We start from the raw sequence: 18,206 nt of genomic DNA, 5'->3' as shown, positions 1-18,206 counted from the left end.
GTGCAAGCGCCCCGGAGGTTGAGGATCGTGAACATGGCGCCTCCTAACCGCGCATCTTTACATTTCTACGTATTTATACAGGCATGCTTGTTATCCAGCGGGCAAGCCCCCGCAGAGCAGGGTGCACCGAGTTGCAGAAGGTAACGACCGGCGTGGACATCTCGCTTCAGAACAACATCTTGGAGCTGGTCGCCAAAGGCGTTGACCTTGCATCGGCAACCGACAGGCTCTGTCGCGAAGTCGAGCTGCGGCTGCCCGACGTGCGCTGCACGGTGTTGCGGGTGGATGTCGCAGGGCGTCTGCATCCGGTCGCCGGGCCCAGCCTGCCCGAATATTATCTGCAGTCCATCGACGGGCTGATGATCGGCCCCAAAGTCGGCTCCTGCGGTGCCGCGGCCTATCTCGGCCAGCCCTATGTCAGCACGGACATCGAGACCGACCCCAACTGGACCAAGTTCCTCGACCTGACCCGGCCTCTCGAGATGCGCGGCTGCTGGTCGAACCCGATCAAGAACGGCCGCGGCGACGTGACGGGGGTGGTCGCCTTCTACTATCGCGTCCCGCGGGGGCCGACGCCGCAGGAGAAGCGGATCGTTCAGGTTTGCATCCATCTCTGCGCCATCGCGATCGAGCAGGACATCTGGCGTGCCCAGCAGGTGCGGCGTGCGCAGCTCGACGGCCTCACCGGCCTTCCCAACCGCTCCGCCTTCACCACCTCGCTCGGCGATCTCGACTGCGCCGAGCCGGGGGCCTGGGGGCTGATCCTCCTCGACCTCGACAATCTCAAGATCGTCAACGACACCTTCGGGCATGTCGCCGGCGACGGGCTGATCATCCAGGCGGCGCGCCGCCTGGCCGATGCGGCGGCGCCCGATCGCGCCTATCGCCTCGGTGGCGACGAGTTCGCGGTGCTGCTGCAAAGCCCCGCGGCCCTTGCCGATCCCGCCGAAACCGCGCGCAGGCTGCTCGATGCGCTTGCGCAGCCGATGGAAGACGGTGAACGCAACGTGGTTCCCCGCGCCACCGCCGGCGGCGCGCTGATAGGCGAAGGCGAAACGGCGGAGCAGGTCCGCCTCAATGCGGATCTCGCGCTCTATCACGCCAAGGAGACCGCGCGCGGCAGCTATGTCCGCTACGTCCCCGGTATCGCGACCCGCATGGCCCGCCGGCTGGACGCCATCCACGCGGTGGAGCGCGCGCTCGCCGAGGATCGGCTGCTCCCCCATTACCAGCCGCTGTTCGACCTGAAGACGGGCGAAATCCTCGGTTTCGAGGCACTATGCCGCATGCGGACCGCGGACCGGATCGTCTCCGCCGCCGAATTCTTCGAGGCGACGACCGACGGAAAGGTCGCCGGCGCGATCACCGCCCGGATGCTCGACCGCGTTGCCGCCGATCTTCGCCGCTGGTGCGACCTCGGCATCGCGCCGCCGCATGTCGGCATGAACTTCTCGTCGAGCGACTTTCATGGCGCACGGCTTCGCGAGATGATCCCGGAGACGTTCGGGCGATACGGCGTTCCCCTGCACCATCTGACGCTGGAGATTACCGAGACCGTCTATCTCGGCCAGGGGGACACGGTCGTCGCCGACACGCTCCGCTGGTTCCGGGCGCAGGGCCTGCTGGTGGCGCTGGACGATTTCGGCACCGGCTATGCCTCGCTGACCCACCTGCTCACCATGCCTGTCGACTTCATCAAGATCGACAAGAGCTTCACCGACGAATTGCTGCAGAACAGCGCCAGCCGCGCCATTGTCGAAGGCGTGCTGCACATCGCGCAGGAACTCGACATGCGGGTGATCGCAGAGGGCGTGGAAACCGAACTCCAGGCCGAACGGCTCCGCAGCATCGGTTGCGCCTTTGGCCAGGGACATCTGTTCTCCCCGGCGGTAAGCGCGGACCGCGCGACCGAGATCCTGCGCGCGGCGAAGGCACCACTGCTTCAGACGCGGGCGGCGGCAAGCGGCGGCGCTTCGGACGCGGCCCTGCTCCACTGACGGAGCAGCGCGCGGAGGACGCCTGACCCGACCGACCTGCGCACGTCACCCGGTGCAAGGAAAAGGGGCCGGAGGATCGCTCCCCCGGCCCAGTGCTTTCCTCCCCAGGAAAGTCAGAAGCGCGTGCGCAGCGTGATGCCGTAGGTGCGCGGCTCGGCCAGATAGGCCGAGAAGATCTGGCGGCCGCCGGGATAGTTGGGATCGGTGAACGGCGCGCTGGCGGCGCCTTCCTGGAAGGGCGAGTTGAACACCACCTGCGTGTAGTTCTGGTTCAGCAGGTTCTGCCCCCAGAACTCGATTGCCCAGCGCTCGTCCTTCCCACGGATGCCGATGCGGCCGTTGACCAGCGTATAGCCGTCCTGGATCTTCTGCGGGAACAGGTCCGATCCCGTATTATAGTCGCCGGTCATGCGCGCGTCGAAATAGATGAGACCGCTGAGGCCCGAATTGCCGAGCTTCGGCGTCCAGGCGACCGACGCCGTGGTGACGATCTCCGGCGCGTTGGAGAGCTGTTTGCCAGGGAGCAGCCGCAGCGCCTGATCGAGCGGTGCGCCGCTGTCGCTGCCGACCAGCTGGTTGCGATAATGGGTATCGGCATAGGTCAGGCCCAGGCCCACCCGGAAGTCGCGGACGGGGACCAGCGAGGCTTCCAGTTCGACGCCCTGCGACACGACGCCATAGCCGACGTTGGACGAGGAACAGACGCCGGTCGCCGAGGCCGCGGCGTTGAAGTTGGTGGCCGTGCTGAACTTGCTCTGGTCGCGATCGCCGCCGTTCAGGTTCGCGGTGCAGCCGTTGATGTTCTGCACCAGGAAAACGGTGCCGTTGAACGTGTTGAGCTGGAAGTTCTTGAACTGCTGGCGGAACGCCGAGAAGTTCAGGCTGAACTTGCGGGTCGAGTATTTCAGGCCGATCTCGAACGCATTGTTCGTCTCCGGCGCGAACTGCAGGTTGCTGACCAGCGCCTGTGCACCACCGACCGATGCGAAGGGCAGGATCGGCACCTTGAGGGCAGACTTGTCGAGGTTGAAGCCCCCTGCCTTGTAGCCGCGCGAATAGCTGCCATAGACCAACACGTCGTCGGTCGGCTTGTACGAAAGGATCGCGGTGCCGGTGAACTGGTCTTCCTTGCGGGTGTCGCGGATCGATGCGCCGTTGAGCTCGGCCGTCGAATTCCCCTGGCAGGACAGGCCCAGAATGCCGTCGATCGTGGCAGTGAGCGATGCCACCGACCGCAGCGGCAGCAGCGCGCTCTGGTTTGCGACGCAGGCGGTGTTGTCGTTGCCGAACGTTGCGTTCAGGCGCTTGCGCTCATTGGTGTAGCGCAGGCCGACGGTCAGATCCAAGCCCTTGGCGACATGGAAGATATTGTGGGTGAACAGCGCCCAGTTGCGGCTGTTCTGCTTGAACAGGTCGCGCGTGGTTCCGCGGTCGTTGATGCCGTCCAGCCGGTCGAACGCGGCGTAGATTGACGACGACGCGGCGCCGAACAGCGCCGGGCGTGCTGCAAGACAGCCGGCAGCAGCCGGATTGTACAGCGCCGACAGCGCGCTGCCCGAGACGATGCGGCAGGTGGCGAAGCGGCCATATTGCGTACCGAAGCGAAGGTTGTCGACCAACGTCAGGTCTTCATTGGCATAATAGCCGCCGACCAGCCAGTCGAGCTTCTCGCCGAAGGCAGTGCCGTTCAGGCGCAGCTCCTGGCTGAACGTCTCGAACGCGCGCGAGGAATTGGCGTTGGGGGCGCGATAGAGCAAGTCTACCGCGCTATAGTCGGTATCCGCGCCCTGGCTGGAGAAATAGTTGCGATAGCCGGTGATCGAGGTGAGCTTCACATTGCCCAGGCTCCAGTCGAGCTGGACCGAGCCGCCCCAATCCTCGGTGATGCCGCCATAGCTGCGCCCCGAAGAGACATAGAGATTGCGGCTGTACGGATTGCTGAACGCCGCCATCGGCTGGCCGAGATCGCGCAGCACGCGGACGATGTTGTTGGAGGTCGGGCTGTTCAGATTGCCGATATAGGGGTTGATCGACGAGTCGACATAGGTGGCGCCGCAGCATTCCTCGTTGCGATGCGTATAGTCGCCGATCACCCGGATGCGCAGGTCGCTCGTCGGTTCGAAAAGCAGCTGACCGCGCAGGAAATAGCGGTCGCGATTGTTGACGTCGCGATTGTTGGTGACGTCGCGGTAGAAGCCGTCGCGCTTCATGTAGACGCCGTCCAACCGGCCCGAAACGCTCGTGCTGAGCGGCACGTTGACGAAGCCCTGCAGGCGGATCGTATCGTAATTGCCGTAGGTCGCCTCCGCGCCCGCCGAGAAGGTCGACTGCGGCATCTTCGAGACGATGTTGATGAGGCCGGCGGAGGCATTGCGGCCGAACAGCGTCCCCTGCGGGCCGCGCAGCACCTCGATCCGCTCGAGATCGCCCAGTTCGCTGAGCCCAATGCCCGAGCGCGAGCGGTAGACGCCGTCGATGAACACGGCCACCGAGCTTTCCAGACCCGGATTGTCGCCGACCGTACCGATACCACGAATACGGGCCGAGCCATTAGCCTCGCTGCCCGTCGAGGAGACCAGCAGCGACGGTGCCACCTGGTTGAGCGCGCGAATGTCGTTCGCGCCCGTCTGCTGCAGCGTGTCGGAGCTTATGGCGGACACTGCCAGCGGGACATCCGCCAGCGCCTGGGCGCGGCCCTGCGCAGTGACGATGATCTCGTTATCGGACTGCATCGACGGCGTCGAGGTGTCCTGTTGATCCTGAGGGGTTTCCTGAGCGTGCGCGGGCGCTGCAAGCGCCATCACGAGTGCCGGCACTGCACAGGCCGACATAAGGCGTAGCCGCATATCTATCCTCTCCACCGAGGTTGGAGCTGTGTTTCCGCTCCATACCCGAACCTCGAATACACGCCTTCGCGTCAGCGTCGTCAAGCAAAACTAAAGTTGCAAAATGCCACTTGAATTCCATCGTTGCAGGAAAGGCACAGTGTTGCCGAACCGGATCGGCGCTTCGCAAACGGCGCGTCACAGGCGGGGCAGGTAAAGGGTTGACCGTTGGCGCCTTCGCAAATCGGGTGGACAGTGGCTCCAGCGCGCTGCCTGCTGTACAAGACCGGTGTTCTGGGGAGGTCATGCATGACATTTCACCACCGCGCCGTGCCGATCGTGCTGGCGGCCGTACTGATCGACTCGATCGGCTTCGGCGTCATCCTGCCGGTCTTGCCCCGGCTGATCGTCGCACTGTCGCATGCCAGCCTGGACGATGCTGCGCGGATCGGCGGATACATGCTCGTTGCATTCGCCGTCGCGCAGTTCCTTGCCGGACCGATCCTGGGCTCGCTCGGCGACAGCATCGGTCGACGGCCGGTGCTGCTGTTCTCGATGGCAGCGTTCGCGATCGACTATCTCCTGATGGCTGCCGCGCCGACGATCGGCTGGCTCTTTCTGGGGCGGGTCGTCGCAGGGATCGCGGGGGCGGTGTATGGCCCGGCCAACGCCGTGCTGGCGGACGTGACGCCGGCGGAGAAGCGCGGCGCAACCTTCGGGCTGATGGGCGCGGCGTTCGGTATCGGCTTCATCCTTGGGCCCGCCATCGGCGGCCTCCTTGCCGGCTTCGGCCCGCGCGCACCGTTCATCGCCGCCGCGGCGCTTGCAGGATTGAACGCGCTGTGGATCCTGTTCCTGCTTCCCGAAACCATGGTGCCGGAGCGACGTCGCCCCTTCCGCCTGCGCGACGCCCATGTTCTCGCCGCCTTCGGGCCGCTGTTTGCGGCCGGCAAGGCGAAGCCGCTGCTGCTTGCGGCGTTCCTGTGGCAGCTTGCCCATATGGTCTATCCCGCGACCTGGGCGTTCTACGGCGAGATCGCGCTCGGCTGGGACGAACGGATGATCGGGATGTCGCTCGCCGCATCGGGCATCTGCATGGCGCTCGTGCAGAGCTTCGTAACGGGCCGCGCGATCGCCGCGTGGGGCGAGGAGCGGACCGTGGTGCTGGGCATGCTGGCCGGCGGCCTTGCCTTTCTCGGCTATTGCTTCGCGCGCGACACCTGGATGGTGTTCGCGATCATCCCGTTCGGCGCCTTCCAGGGCCTGGCGTTCCCGTCGGTCAACGCCCTGCTTTCCCGCATGACCGATCCGTCCCGCCAGGGTGCGCTGCAGGGCGGCATGGCGGCGCTGGGCAGCGTCGCGCTGATCGTGGGACCGCTGGTCCTCAGCCAGGCACTCGCGTTCGGTGCGGAACGCGGCTTCCAGGGCGGCAACTTCGCCGTCGCCGCGCTGCTCGCGTTCGGCGCGCTGCTGCTGATCGAGTGGAAAGTCGTGCCGCGCGTCCAGGCGGCGCGCACGCCCTAGGCGACAATTTGCGACACTTTGGCGCCGGTGTGACAAACGGGTGCGACACGCATCCGCGAAACGAAGGACGTGCCGCGGGGCCGGCCCGCTTCCTGGCGCCCCTCTTTCAGGAGTTTCCGATGCTGAAACGTCTCACCATCGCCGCGCTCGGAGCCTCGCTGCTCGCGGGTTCTGCATTCGCTGCCCAGGCCGAGCCGCAGGACGGTCCGCGCGGCCACCGGCGCGATCCGCTCGCCATGGCGGACCAGAACAAGGACGGTGTCGTTACCCGCGACGAGATGCTCGCGGGGATCGCGAAGCGGTTCGCCGCGATGGATGCCAATCACGATGGCAAGGTGACGCCCGAGGAGCGCGAAGCCTTTGGCGCGCAGCAGCGTACCGGCATGGGCGCCCGCATGGCGCCGAAGCGTGAACTGACGCTTGCGGACGAGCAGGCCCGCGCTACCCGCATGTTCGACATGGTCGACACCAACCATGACGGCAAGATCGACACCGGCGAGCGCAAGGCCGCGGCGGATCGCATGATGCGGATGCGTGGCGGCGGCTGGCGCGGCCGCCAGGGTCCGCCGTCGGGGGACATGCCCCCGCCTCCCCCTCCTCCGGCCGGCGGCAACTGACGCCAGCCGGAGCAGCCGGGCGGGAGGCCGCGGGCATCGCCGATCCCGTCCCCGTCGGGATCGCTAGCGCCTCCCCTGTCGCTTACCCGCGATCGCTTGCGGATCTCCTCCCTCCCGCCCGGCTCTTTTCCCCGCTGGCAAAGGCGCTACGTTGTCGACCATGTCCGAAATCCCGCACCTGCTGCTCGTCGACGACGAGCGTTCGATCCGCGAGCCGCTCGCGCAATATCTGACGAAGCAGGGCTTCCGCGTCACCCAGGCGGGCGATGCCGAGAGCGCGCGGGCTCGGCTCAACGCCTATGCGATCGATCTGGTGGTGCTCGACATCATGATGCCGGGCGAGGACGGCCTGAGCCTGTGCCGCCATATCCGCGAAACCAGCGAGACGCCGGTCATCCTGCTCACCGCGCGTAGCGAGGAAACCGACCGTATCGTGGGGCTGGAGATGGGCGCGGACGATTATGTCGTAAAGCCGTTCAGCCCGCGCGAACTCGCTGCACGGATCAAGGTGGTGCTGCGGCGCTGGTCGGCAGGCGGCGCCAAGCAGCATGGGCCGGAAACCGGTTCCTTCGCCTTTGCCGGCTGGGTGCTGCGCACCGGCGAACGCACGCTGGTGGACCGCGAGGGCGTGTCGGTGCCGCTCTCGACCGGCGAGTATAATCTGTTGCATGCGCTGGTCACCCGGCCCCGCCAGGTGCTCACCCGCGACCAGCTGCTCGATCTCACCCAGGGCCGCGAGGCGGCGGCGTTCGACCGTGCGATCGACAACCAGGTCAGCCGGTTGCGCAAGAAGATCGAACCGGATCCGAAGAACCCCTCGATCATCAAGACGGTGTGGGGCGGCGGCTATACGCTTGCCGCCGAGGTTACCCGGCTTTGAGGCGGTTCCTCCCCACCAGCCTGATCGCGCGCATTGCCCTGCTGGTGGCTGCCGCGTTGTTCGTGGCGCAGGCGATCAACTTCGGGCTGCTCCTGCATGAGCGGCAAAAGGCCCGCTTCGCACTGGTGATCGTGCCTGCGACCACCCGCCTGGCCGATGCGGCCGAACGGTTGCTCGCGCTGCAGCGGGAAGCGCCGCTGCAGCCCGGCGCGGCGAAGAACCGGTTCCTTTCCGATCCCCGCACGCATGTACGGCTGCATGCGGAAAATCCCTTTGCCGGCGAAACCGAGCATCGCCGCCCCGATGTCGAGCGCGATCTGCGGCGCGGGCTGGAGGATGCGGGGCTGCGCGCGGGCGCCATCATGGCAGCGCTGCGCCCGGTCAATCCCAAGCGGCTGCTCGACCCCAAGCTGGACCCGCTTCGCGCCGAGCGGCTGCGGCGCATGGGCGCGGAGATGCTGGTGGCGGTCGAACTGCCCGGCAAGGGCTGGCTCACGCTCGCCACGCCCTGGCCGCGCACGGATCTGGACCTGATCTGGCAGCTCGCCGCCCAGACGCTGATCCTCTACGTCGTCGTGCTGGTGCCCGTGCTGCTGGTCGGCGGGCGGATCGCGCGGCCGCTGCGGACGCTGACCGATGCCGCCCGCACCTTCCGCCCCGGTGACGACACGGCCCCCATCCGCGAGCGGGGGCCCAGCGACGTGCGCGCGCTGATCGCCGCCTACAATGCCCTCAGCCGCCGGGTCACGTCGATGCTGGACGAGAAGGACCGGATGCTCGGCGCGATCGGCCATGATCTGCGCACGCCGCTTCAGGCGCTGCGGGTGCGGATCGAGTCCGTCGAGGACGAAGACGATCGTGCACGGATGGTGGACACCGTCGACGAGATGAGTCGCACGCTTGACGACATCCTCTCGCTGGCGCGGCTCGGCCGCCCGAGCGAGCCGAATACCGATGTCGACCTGGGCGCACTGGTCGATGCCGTGGTCGAGGATTTTCGTGATCTGGATCACGACGTGACCTTCGAAGAGCCCGAGCGGCTCAAGATGCGGCTGCGACCGACGCTGATGCGCCGCGCCGTGCGCAACCTGATCGAGAATGCCGTCAAATATGGCGGCGGCGCGGAAGTGCGGCTGATCCCGGCCGGCGAACGGGTGACGATCGAGGTATGCGATCGCGGCCCCGGCATCCCGCCAGACAAGCTCGAGGCGGTGTTCAATCCCTTCACGCGGCTGGAACAATCGCGCAATCGCGATACCGGCGGGATCGGGCTGGGGTTGGCGCTGGCGCGAGCGATCGTCAACGATGCGGGCGGGACGATCGCGCTGGTGAACCGCGACGGCGGCGGGCTGATCGCGACGATCACGCTGCCGCGGTGAGTGCCCCTTTCTACCCTGAGAAAGGCTCAGGGGTGGCCTGGAACGGCAACAAAAAGGCCGCGCTTCCCTAGAGAAGCGCAGCCCACTTGTTTCCGAAAATCGTCGGCGGTTCAGCCGACGATTTCTTCCGGCTTGAAGAAGAAGGCGATCTCGGTCGCGGCATTCTCTTCCGAGTCCGAACCGTGAACCGAATTGGCTTCGATCGACTCGGCCAGTTCCTTGCGGATCGTGCCCGGCTCGGCGTTCGCCGGGTTGGTCGCGCCCATGATGTCGCGGTTGCGCTGCACGGCGTCCTCGCCCTCGAGCACCTGCACCACGACCGGACCCGAGATCATGAACGAGACGAGGTCGTTGAAGAAGGGGCGCTCCTTGTGGACGCCGTAAAAGCCTTCGGCCTGCTCGCGGGTCATCTGGATGCGCTTGGAAGCGACGACGCGGAGACCGGCCTCTTCCAGCATCTTGGTGACGGCGCCGGTCAGGTTGCGGCGGGTGGCATCGGGCTTGATGATCGAAAAGGTCCGGGTCGCGGCCATGGCCGTGCGGCTCCTGTAGTTGGTGATGAAAGGAAGTCGCGGCTCCCTAGTCCCGCAACGTCTTCAATGCAAGCTCAGGCGACTTGCGCCCAGCGGCCATTCTCGTCCTGGCGCCAATAGCGCCGCTCGACGCCTTCGCGCTCCCCCAGCGCACGCCATGCGACCCGCGCGGCGCCGATGCTTTCCTCGTCGAAGAGGTGGAAGGCGCGTTCGAAAGCGAGCGCCTCGTCGCGCCACATGCCGTCGACGAGCGCCACGTTGCGTGCACCGTTGGCAGGTGCCACAGTGTCGGCAATCAGCGCGGGTTGCTCGGCATCCCAGTCCTCGCCCGCCTGGCCATGGGGGAGGAAGCTCGCGGCGTTATAGCTCCATAACAGCTGGTCGATCCGGGTGCGCAGCGCCGGATCCCCGGCCACGATCAGCAGCCGTCCGCCGCTACCCAGCACGCGTTCGGCAATCGAGGGCAACACGCGATCGATCGGCGCTAGCGTGAGATGATAGAAATCAACCTGCATGCGGGGCTCCTTAGCCCGGATGTGCGTTGGGGCCAACGCGGCTGCCGTTGCGGTGGCGCAATCGCTGCGATAGGGCACGAGGATGCCCGTTGCCGGGGAGTGACGATAAAGGTGGGAGTTTTCGTGAAGCGCAAGGCCATGTTCTTTCCGGCCGCGCTCGGTCTGTGCCTGTCAGCCCAGGCGCGTGCCCAGCAGGCGCCCGATTCGCGCCCCCTGCCCGCCGATCAGGCCGCCGGTGCTTCGGTGCCGGCCGCCAATTTGCAGGATCGGCCTGCCGAGCCCGCCCCGCCCCCGCCGGGCGGCTTGTCCGACGATCCCAATCAGGTGCAGTTCACCGCCGATCAGCTCGATTACGACATGAACAGCGATGTCGTGACCGCGAGCGGCGACGTCCGCCTCTACCGCGAGAGCAATCGCCTCCGTGCGGACAAGGTCACCTGGGACCGTCGTACCGGCAAGGTGATGGCGACCGGCAACATCGTCGTCGCCAACCCGCAGGGCGACGCGGCCTATGGCGACAGCATCGAGCTTACCGACACGCTGAAGGACGGCGTGGTCGACAACATGCTGGTGGTGCTCGAGGCCGGCGGCCGTATCGCCGCGCAACGTGGCTCGCGCAGTGACGGCGGCGTGATCACGGTCGAGAATGCCGCCTATACCCCTTGTTCGGTGACCGACAGCTCGGGCTGCCCGAAGGAGCCTTCCTGGAAGATCACCGCCGACCGCGTCGTCTATGATCCGGCCAAGCACCGCCTGCGCTACAAGGGCGCGCGCATCTCCGTGTTCGGGTTCGCGACGATCCCGCTGCCGGCCTTCTCGCACCCGGCCGGTGGCCAGAGCGATTCCGGCCTCCTGACGCCGGATGCCCGCTACAGCCGCACCAACGGCTTCCAGGTCGCCCTGCCCTATTTCTTCAGCATCGCCCCCAATCGCGACCTGACCGTCACTCCGCGCGTGTTTACGGGCGCGCTGCCGATGCTGCAGGCCGACTATCGCGAGCTGAACAGCCTGGGTTCGTTCCGGGTGCAGGCCTATGGCACGTACAGCCGCCGTTCGGACGACCTGACCGTCGCGCCGACACCGGCCACGCTGCGCAACGACTTCCGCGGCTATCTCGACCTGATCGGGCGATACCAGCTGACCCCCAGCTGGGACGTGCGCGCCTCGCTGCGCGTGGCGAGCGACCGCACCTTCCTGCGCCGCTACGACATCTCGCGCGACGACCGGCTGCGCAACAACGTCGCGATCGAGCGGATCGACGCCGACAGCTATTTCGTGATCAACGCCTGGGCCGTGCAGACCCTGCGGGTCGGCGATCGCCAGGGGCTGCAACCGGTGGCGCTGCCGGAGATCGACTATCGCCGCCGGCTCGACGACGGGCTGCTCGGCGGCAAGTTCGACTTCCAGGTCAACACGCTGGCGCTCACCCGGACCGGCGGCCAGGATACCCAGCGCGCCTTCACCAGCGCGCAGTGGAGCATCCGGCGCCTGACGAACTGGGGCCAGGAAGTCAGCCTCACCGCCTATACCCGCGGCGACGTCTACAACACGTCGGACGCCCTCGCGACGACGGTGGCGAGCTATCGCGGCGAGAACGGCTTCCGGTTTCGCGGCATCGCCGCCGGCGCGCTCGATGTGAAGTGGCCCTTTGTCGGCGACTTCCTGGGCGGAACGCAACGCATCACCCCGCGGGTCCAGGTCGTCGCGGCGCCCCATCTGGCGAACATCGACGTGCCCAACGAGGACGCCCGCGCCGTCGACCTTGAAGATTCCAACCTCTTCGCGCTCAACCGCTTCGCCGGCTATGATCGCTTCGAGGATTCGACCCGCTTCACCTACGGGCTGGATTATGCGCTCTACCTGCCGGGCTTCAGCGTCGAGGCCAATGTCGGCCAGAGCTACCGCCTGACCAACCGGCCCTCGCTTTTCCCCAACGGCACCGGGCTCACCGATAGCATGTCGGACATCGTCGGGCGGACCGTGATCCGCTTCCACGATTTCCTCAGCCTGACCCACCGGTACCGGCTCGACAAGACCGGGCTGGCGGTGCGCCGCAACGAGATCGACATGTCGCTCGGCTCACGCGCGACCTATGTCACGGTTGGCTATCTGCGGCTCAACCGCAATGTCGATCCGACGCTGGAGGACCTGCAGGACCGCGAGGAACTCCGCCTCGGCGCCCGCGTGCAGTTCGCGCGTTTCTGGTCGCTGTCGGGTTCGACCCTGATCGACCTGACCGACAAGCAGGAAGATCCCCTTTCGCTGTCCAACGGCTTCCAGCCGATCCGGCACCGCATCGGCCTGTTCTACGAAGACGATTGCCTGCGCATCGGCACGACCTGGCGGCGTGACTATGCCACCACCGGCGACGCGCAGCGCGGCAACTCGTATTTGCTGACCCTCGCCTTCAAGAACCTCGGGCGCTAGAAGAACCCGCTTGGGGGATTCGGCGCTCAGCCTTGGTTCAGGCACAATTGCGCTATAAGCGCTGCTTCCCGTTTGAGATAAGGGTCGTTCTGAAGTGATGATGGGTTTGGGCAGGATTGCGGGAACGGGTGCGAAGTGGCTGGCCGGCGCAGGGATTGCTGCCCTGGCGACGATGGCGGTCGCACAGACCATGCCTGCGCAGGATAGCCAGGGGAGCGTCAACAACGGTCTCGATCTACCGAGCACGCTGGAAATCTTCGGCAAGGCCGACCCGAACGTCCGCAAGCCCACCGCGATCGTCAACGATTATGTGATCACCGGTACCGAGGTGGATCAGCGCGTGGCGCTGGTCACCGGCATGCAGAAGCTGACGCTGAAGCCCGAGGAGCGCGAGCAGCTCAAGCTTGCCATGCTCCGCCAGCTGATCGACGAGACGCTGGAGATCCAGGAGGCCAAGGCCAACGAGATCAAGGTCGACGCGCGCGAGGTCGAGAACAGCTTCAGTCGCGTCGGCACCCGCTTTCAGAAGACGCCCGACCAGATGCGCGCCTGGCTGCGCGAGATCGGCTCGTCCGAGCGCTCGATCAAGCGCCAGATCGAAGCGGAACTGGCCTGGAGCCGCCTGCTGCGCCGCCGCGTCAACGTCAATGTCGGCGAAGCCGAGGTGAAGGCGATGATCGATCGCCTCACCGCACAGAAGGGCACCGACGAGTATCACGTCTACGAGATCTACCAGAACGCCACGCCCGATCGGGCGCAGGAAGTTTCCGGCGGCATGCAGAAGATGATCGAGCAGATGCGCTCGGGCACGCCGTTCGACTATCTTGCCCGCACCTATTCGCAGAGCTCGACCCGCGCGCGCGGCGGCGATCTGGGCTGGATCCAGCCTGCCATGCTGCCCGAGGCGCTGGCCCAGGCGGTGCAGGAAATGCAGCCGGGCCAGGTCGCCGGGCCGATCCCGCTCTCGGCCGGGTTCTCGATCGTGTATCTGGCGGACAAGCACAAGGTCGGCATCTCTGACCCGCGGGACGCCAAGCTGAGCCTCCGCCAGCTCTCGCTCGCCTTCACCAAGGGGACCACCGAGGCGCAGGCGAGCAGCCGCGCTGCCTCGTTTGCCAAGGCGACCCAGGCGATCCGCGGCTGCGGCGACGTGAGCAAGGTCGCGGCCGCCGAGGGCGCGGAAGTCGTCGACCGCGACAACATCGTGATCAAGGACCTGCCGCCCGCGCTGCAGAACCTGATCCTGCCGCTTCAGGTCGGCCAGTCGACCCAGCCTTTCGGTTCGATCGAGGACGGCGTGCGCGTGCTGGTGATCTGCGGCCGCGACGATCCGCCCGCCGCCAATACCCCTTCGGTGGAGCAGGTGCAGGAGCAGCTGGAAGACCAGCGCGTCAACCTTCGCGCCGAGCGGATGCTGCGCGACCTGCGCCGCGACGCGCTGATCGAATATCGCTGACGTGACGGCAGGAGGCGCTACCCTGCCTCCGCTCGCCGTCGCCATGGGCGACTCGGCGGGGATCGGGCCGGAAATCACTGCCAAGGCGTGGGCTGCGCGCGGGGCTGAGGGCCTCGCGCCATTTTTCGCCGTGGGCGACCCCAAGGCCGTTCGGGCAGTATGGAACGGGCCCATCGCGCCGATCGGCGACCCCCGCGAAGCACGCGCATTGTTTGCCGAGGCGCTGCCGATCCTGCCGATCGGCGATACCGGCCCGGTGATCCCCGGCACGCCGTCGCTGGGCACCGCGCATATTGCGCTGCAATCGCTGGAGGTCGCGACCGGTCTCGCCAGTGCCGGTGCCGCGGGTGCGCTGGTGACCGGCCCCGTGTCCAAGGCGCAGCTCTACGCGATCGGCTTCACCCATCCCGGCCAGACCGAATTTGTCGCGGAGCGCTGCGGCATCACCGCGGACAATGCCGTGATGATGCTCGCGGGGCCGACGCTGCGGGTAGTGCCGATCACCGTGCATGTGCCGCTGGCGCAGGTCCCCTCGCTGATCAGCGTCGAGTTGATCGTTGCCAAGGGGCGCGTGACGGCGCGCGGGCTGCAACGCAACTTCGGCATCGCCAGCCCGCGCCTCGCCTTTGCCGGGCTGAACCCCCATGCAGGTGAAGGCGGCGCGATCGGTCGCGAGGAGATCGAGGTGCTGATCCCGGCGATCGAGCGGCTGCGTGCCGAAGGTATCGATGCCGCCGGTCCGTTCGCCGCGGATACCCTGTTCCATGCCCGTGCGCGCGCCGAATATGATGCGGCGTTGTGCCTCTATCACGATCAGGCGCTGATCCCGATCAAGACGCTGCATTTCGACGACGGCGTGAACATGACGCTGGGCCTTCCGATCGTGCGGACCTCGCCGGACCATGGCACCGCCTTCGGTATCGCCGGTCGCGATGCGGCGCATCCCGGTGCGATGATCGCGGCGATCAAGATGGCTGCCGCTGCGGCGCAGCGCAGGATGGAAGCTTCCGCGTGACTGTGCTTCCCCCGCTTCGTGACGTCATTACGAAATATGGACTGAGCGCCAGCAAGGCGCTGGGCCAGAACTTTCTGTTCGACGGCCAGCTGCTCGGTCGCATCGCCAAGGTGCCCGGCGACCTCGCCGGTGCCGAGGTCTTCGAGGTGGGGCCCGGCCCCGGCGGCCTGACGCGCGCGCTGCTCCAGGCCGGCGCGCAGGTTACCGCCGTCGAGCGCGACCGGCGGTGCATCCCCGCGCTGGAGGAACTGGGCGGCTATTTTCCCGAGAAGCTCCGCGTGATCGAGGGCGATGCCCTCGAGGTCGATGCGCCGGCGCTGTTCGCGGGCAAGCCGCACGTCGTCGCCAACCTTCCCTACAATGTCGGCACCGCGCTGCTGATCGGCTGGCTCTCGGCCGAGTGGCAGCCCTGGTGGGCGAGCCTGACGCTGATGTTCCAGAAGGAAGTCGCCGAGCGCATCGTCGCGCAGGCGGGTACCGAACATTATGGCCGTCTTGCCGTGCTCGCCCAGTGGCGGAGCACGCCGCGGATCGCGATGAACGTCCACCGCTCCGCCTTCACCCCGCCACCCAAGGTAATGTCAGCGGTGGTGCACGTCGTCCCCGGCGACGTGCCGGAGGGCGTCCGGCTTCGCCTGCTCGAAGCGGTGACCGCCGCCGCGTTCGGCCAGCGCCGCAAGATGCTGCGCCAGAGCCTCAAGTCGGTGCCCGGTGCGCTCGCGGCACTGGAGGCGCTGGGGATCGACGCCAGCCGGCGCGCCGAGACGGTCAGCGTCGCCGAGTTCGTCGCGATCGCGCGCGAACTCGGCCGCAAGGACTGATCCCCTACTCCGAACTCCCGCGGAACAGCCGCAGCACCGGCACCAGCGAGGCATGATCGTCCGTCCAGCCCGCGAAACCGGGCTGGGCAACGAGCGGACGCCACTCCCCGTCGCGCGCCTTGAGCGCTGCGAGTGCCCGGGGCGACCGGCTCAGCGCGATCCAGTCGGACACCGCGCCTTCGTCCTGCCGCTCCAGCGCGCTCGGCACATGGACCAGCCGCAGCCCCTGCCAGCCGCCTGCCCTGGCGGCCCCGGCGACGACCGGGGCCAGCGCCAGGAAGCGGTTGGAGATGTGGACGAGCAGCAGCCCCTCGGGCGACAGCACACGGCCATAGGCGGCGAAGGCCTCGGCCGTCATCAGGTGCATCGGCACCGCGTCCGAAGAAAAGGCATCGAGCGCAAGCAGGTCGAGGCCGCCGGAGGGCAGTTCGACCAGCCGCAGCCGGGCATCGCCCACCAGGATCTGCGCCTGCGGCGCACACAGCCGCAGGAAGCTGAACGCGCCCGAATCGCGCGCGAGATGCACCACCGCCGGATCGATCTCGAAGAAGCGCCAGTCCTGCCCCGGTCGGGCGTAGCAGGCCAGCGTGCCGGTCCCCAGCCCGACCACGCCGATCCGAGCATGGGCGCCGTACAGCGATGGCGCCGCGAGCATCGCCTGCCCGACGCCCGATCCTGCCTGATAGTAGGTGGTGGGACGCCGCGCTCGGGGCCCCTTCAGCTGGATGCCGTGCACCGTGGTGCCATGCGCGAGGCGGCGCTGGTCCGGCTTGTCGCCGACGGTGTAGACGCCGAAATAGCTGCGGGTCCGTGCGCCGCTCAGCGAGGTCTGGATGGCGCTGTAGCCGCCGAACAGGAACAGCCCGCCGGCGAGCGCCACCGTGAAGGGCCAGCGCGCGCCGACCGCGACCAGCCCGATCACCGCGACCGCGACGAAGCCGAGCTGGACATGCATGGGGCCCAACAGCCGTTCGTCCACGGCCGCCCACACGATCAGCGCCACCAGCAAGCAGAGCGCCGCCGCTGCGGGATGCCGGTAGCGGCTCGCCCACAGCTGGGTGAACTCGCGGGTGAGCGCGCGCTGGGGGATCAGCAGCCCCGCCGCCAGGATCAGCAACGGATATTCATAGGTCCAGTCGAACAGCACCGGCGCGAGGAGCCCGGCAAACACGCCGCCCAGCGCCCCGCCGACCGCCATCGCCAGATAGAAGCCGGTCAGCCGCTCCGGCGGTGGTCGAAGCGCGTAGAGGCGGGCGTGGCAGGCAACCGCAACCGCGAACAGCAGTATGAGGCCGATCAGCGCGTTGACATAGGCGAGCCGCGAGTCCCCTGCGACCAGCGTCGCGCCGAACAGCAGCAGGACCAGCGGCACGCAACGCTCGAGCAGGTCGTCGAGCAATGCGGAGCTGCGAAAGGCCACGGGGAAGCTCAGCAGATACAGCCCCAGCGGCAACACCCAGAGCAGCGGAACAGCGACGATATCCGTGGTGAGGAAGGTCGTCGTCGCCAGCATCAGTCCCGAAGGAACGAGCGCCAGCGCGATCCAGCCGACCCAGTCCCGCGCCACTGTGGCCGGGCGATCCGTCCGCGGCTTCGGCGGGGTATCGTCCCGCGGCAGTCGGCTTGCGCAGCCGAGCACGAGCAGTGCGACGATGGCATAGCCGAGCGTCCACAGCCAGCTCTGCTGGTGCAGCCGCAGCAGTGGCTCCACCAGCAGGGGATAGGCGAGCAGACCGGCGAAGCTTCCGATGTTGGACGCGGCGTAAAGCGCATAGGGGTCACGCCCGTGGCTGGCCACCGCGAACCAGCGCTGGAGCAGCGGCGCCTGCGCCGAAATCGCAAGGAACAGCGGGCCGATCGCGGCAACGAGCAGCCAGGGTACCCACAGGGCCGGCTCCGCGCCGACGGGCACCTGCATCGTCCCCAGGCCGATCGGCAGCCAGAGCGCGGCGAGCGCCAGCAGGCCGAGGTGCAGACCCGCCTGCGTCCGAACGCGAAACCGCCCCAGCCAGTGCGCATAGCCATAGCCGAGCAGCAGCAGCGCCTGGTAGACGAGCATCGCCGAGTTCCATACGGCCGGCGCTCCGCCCAGCCGCGGCAGCGCCATGCGCGCGACCATTGGCTGAACGAGGAACAGCAGGAACGATCCCCCCAGGATCGCCGCCACGAACATCGCACGGCGTGCAGCGCCGTCGGCGCGCGGGGCCAGCTTCGTCT

At 67.3% G+C, this 18,206-nt stretch carries 13 protein-coding genes; 9 read left to right on the top strand and 4 right to left on the bottom strand.

Features of this window, described 5'->3' with window-relative positions:
- Nucleotides 1-131 precede the first annotated feature (131 nt).
- Nucleotides 132-1,997: a sensor domain-containing phosphodiesterase gene (locus SPI01S_RS02760; RefSeq protein ID WP_245653446.1), complete on the top strand. Its 1,866-nt coding sequence runs from the start codon at nt 132-134 to the stop codon at nt 1,995-1,997.
- 113 nt (nt 1,998-2,110) lie between these two features.
- On the opposite strand, the gene SPI01S_RS02755 is transcribed toward SPI01S_RS02760, so the two are convergent.
- The gene (locus SPI01S_RS02755) at nt 2,111-4,843 is read right to left on the bottom strand and encodes a TonB-dependent receptor (protein ID WP_066717829.1); all 2,733 of its coding nucleotides are present in this window, start codon (nt 4,841-4,843) and stop codon (nt 2,111-2,113) included.
- Nucleotides 4,844-5,131: 288 nt separating this feature from the next.
- Here SPI01S_RS02755 and SPI01S_RS02750 point away from each other — a divergent pair, with 288 nt between their 5' ends.
- From SPI01S_RS02750 to SPI01S_RS02735, 4 genes are all read left to right on the top strand, one after another.
- Complete coding sequence (locus SPI01S_RS02750) at nt 5,132-6,346, top strand: MFS transporter (RefSeq protein ID WP_174539064.1); 1,215 nt, start codon at nt 5,132-5,134, stop codon at nt 6,344-6,346.
- A gap of 119 nt (nt 6,347-6,465) precedes the next feature.
- Nucleotides 6,466-6,963 carry an EF-hand domain-containing protein gene (locus tag SPI01S_RS02745; protein ID WP_066717825.1) on the top strand — a complete coding sequence of 166 codons (498 nt, stop codon included), beginning with the start codon at nt 6,466-6,468 and terminating at the stop codon, nt 6,961-6,963.
- A gap of 160 nt (nt 6,964-7,123) precedes the next feature.
- Nucleotides 7,124-7,843 carry a response regulator gene (locus SPI01S_RS02740; RefSeq protein ID WP_066717823.1) on the top strand — a complete coding sequence of 240 codons (720 nt, stop codon included), beginning with the start codon at nt 7,124-7,126 and terminating at the stop codon, nt 7,841-7,843.
- Nucleotides 7,840-9,222: a sensor histidine kinase gene (locus SPI01S_RS02735; RefSeq protein WP_066717821.1), complete on the top strand. Its 1,383-nt coding sequence runs from the start codon at nt 7,840-7,842 to the stop codon at nt 9,220-9,222. The genes SPI01S_RS02740 and SPI01S_RS02735 overlap by 4 nt, the downstream gene beginning before the upstream one ends.
- Before the next feature lie 110 nt (nt 9,223-9,332).
- Here the strand turns inward: SPI01S_RS02735 and ndk are convergent, their stop codons facing one another.
- Both ndk and SPI01S_RS02725 read right to left on the bottom strand, forming a co-directional pair.
- Complete coding sequence (ndk, locus tag SPI01S_RS02730) at nt 9,333-9,755, bottom strand: nucleoside-diphosphate kinase (protein ID WP_066717818.1); 423 nt, start codon at nt 9,753-9,755, stop codon at nt 9,333-9,335.
- Between the two features lie 74 nt (nt 9,756-9,829).
- Nucleotides 9,830-10,270 carry a DNA polymerase III subunit chi gene (locus tag SPI01S_RS02725; RefSeq protein ID WP_066717815.1) on the bottom strand — a complete coding sequence of 147 codons (441 nt, stop codon included), beginning with the start codon at nt 10,268-10,270 and terminating at the stop codon, nt 9,830-9,832.
- 138 nt (nt 10,271-10,408) lie between these two features.
- On the opposite strand from SPI01S_RS02725, the gene SPI01S_RS02720 reads away from it, so the two are divergent.
- The 4 genes from SPI01S_RS02720 to rsmA all read left to right on the top strand — a co-directional run bounded on the left by SPI01S_RS02720 (nt 10,409) and on the right by rsmA (nt 15,989).
- The gene (locus SPI01S_RS02720; protein ID WP_245653475.1) at nt 10,409-12,697 is read left to right on the top strand and encodes an LPS-assembly protein LptD; all 2,289 of its coding nucleotides are present in this window, start codon (nt 10,409-10,411) and stop codon (nt 12,695-12,697) included.
- A gap of 97 nt (nt 12,698-12,794) precedes the next feature.
- Nucleotides 12,795-14,153 carry a peptidylprolyl isomerase gene (locus SPI01S_RS02715; protein WP_066717810.1) on the top strand — a complete coding sequence of 453 codons (1,359 nt, stop codon included), beginning with the start codon at nt 12,795-12,797 and terminating at the stop codon, nt 14,151-14,153.
- A gap of 43 nt (nt 14,154-14,196) precedes the next feature.
- The gene (gene pdxA / locus SPI01S_RS02710; RefSeq protein WP_066717808.1) at nt 14,197-15,168 is read left to right on the top strand and encodes a 4-hydroxythreonine-4-phosphate dehydrogenase PdxA; all 972 of its coding nucleotides are present in this window, start codon (nt 14,197-14,199) and stop codon (nt 15,166-15,168) included.
- Nucleotides 15,165-15,989, top strand: a complete 825-nt coding sequence (rsmA, locus tag SPI01S_RS02705; protein WP_066717805.1) for a 16S rRNA (adenine(1518)-N(6)/adenine(1519)-N(6))-dimethyltransferase RsmA — start codon at nt 15,165-15,167, stop codon at nt 15,987-15,989. The genes pdxA and rsmA overlap by 4 nt, the downstream gene beginning before the upstream one ends.
- Before the next feature lie 4 nt (nt 15,990-15,993).
- On the opposite strand, the gene SPI01S_RS02700 is transcribed toward rsmA, so the two are convergent.
- Nucleotides 15,994-18,162 carry a fused MFS transporter/spermidine synthase family protein gene (locus SPI01S_RS02700; RefSeq protein WP_066718871.1) on the bottom strand — a complete coding sequence of 723 codons (2,169 nt, stop codon included), beginning with the start codon at nt 18,160-18,162 and terminating at the stop codon, nt 15,994-15,996.
- Between the last annotated feature and the right edge of the window lie 44 nt (nt 18,163-18,206).

The sequence above is a fragment of the Sphingomonas pituitosa NBRC 102491 genome (assembly GCF_001598435.1).
In the GTDB taxonomy this organism is placed as follows: Bacteria; Pseudomonadota; Alphaproteobacteria; order Sphingomonadales; family Sphingomonadaceae; genus Sphingomonas; species Sphingomonas pituitosa.
Note: the sequence above shows the minus strand (reverse complement) of the source record. Positions and strands in the feature narration are given on the sequence as shown.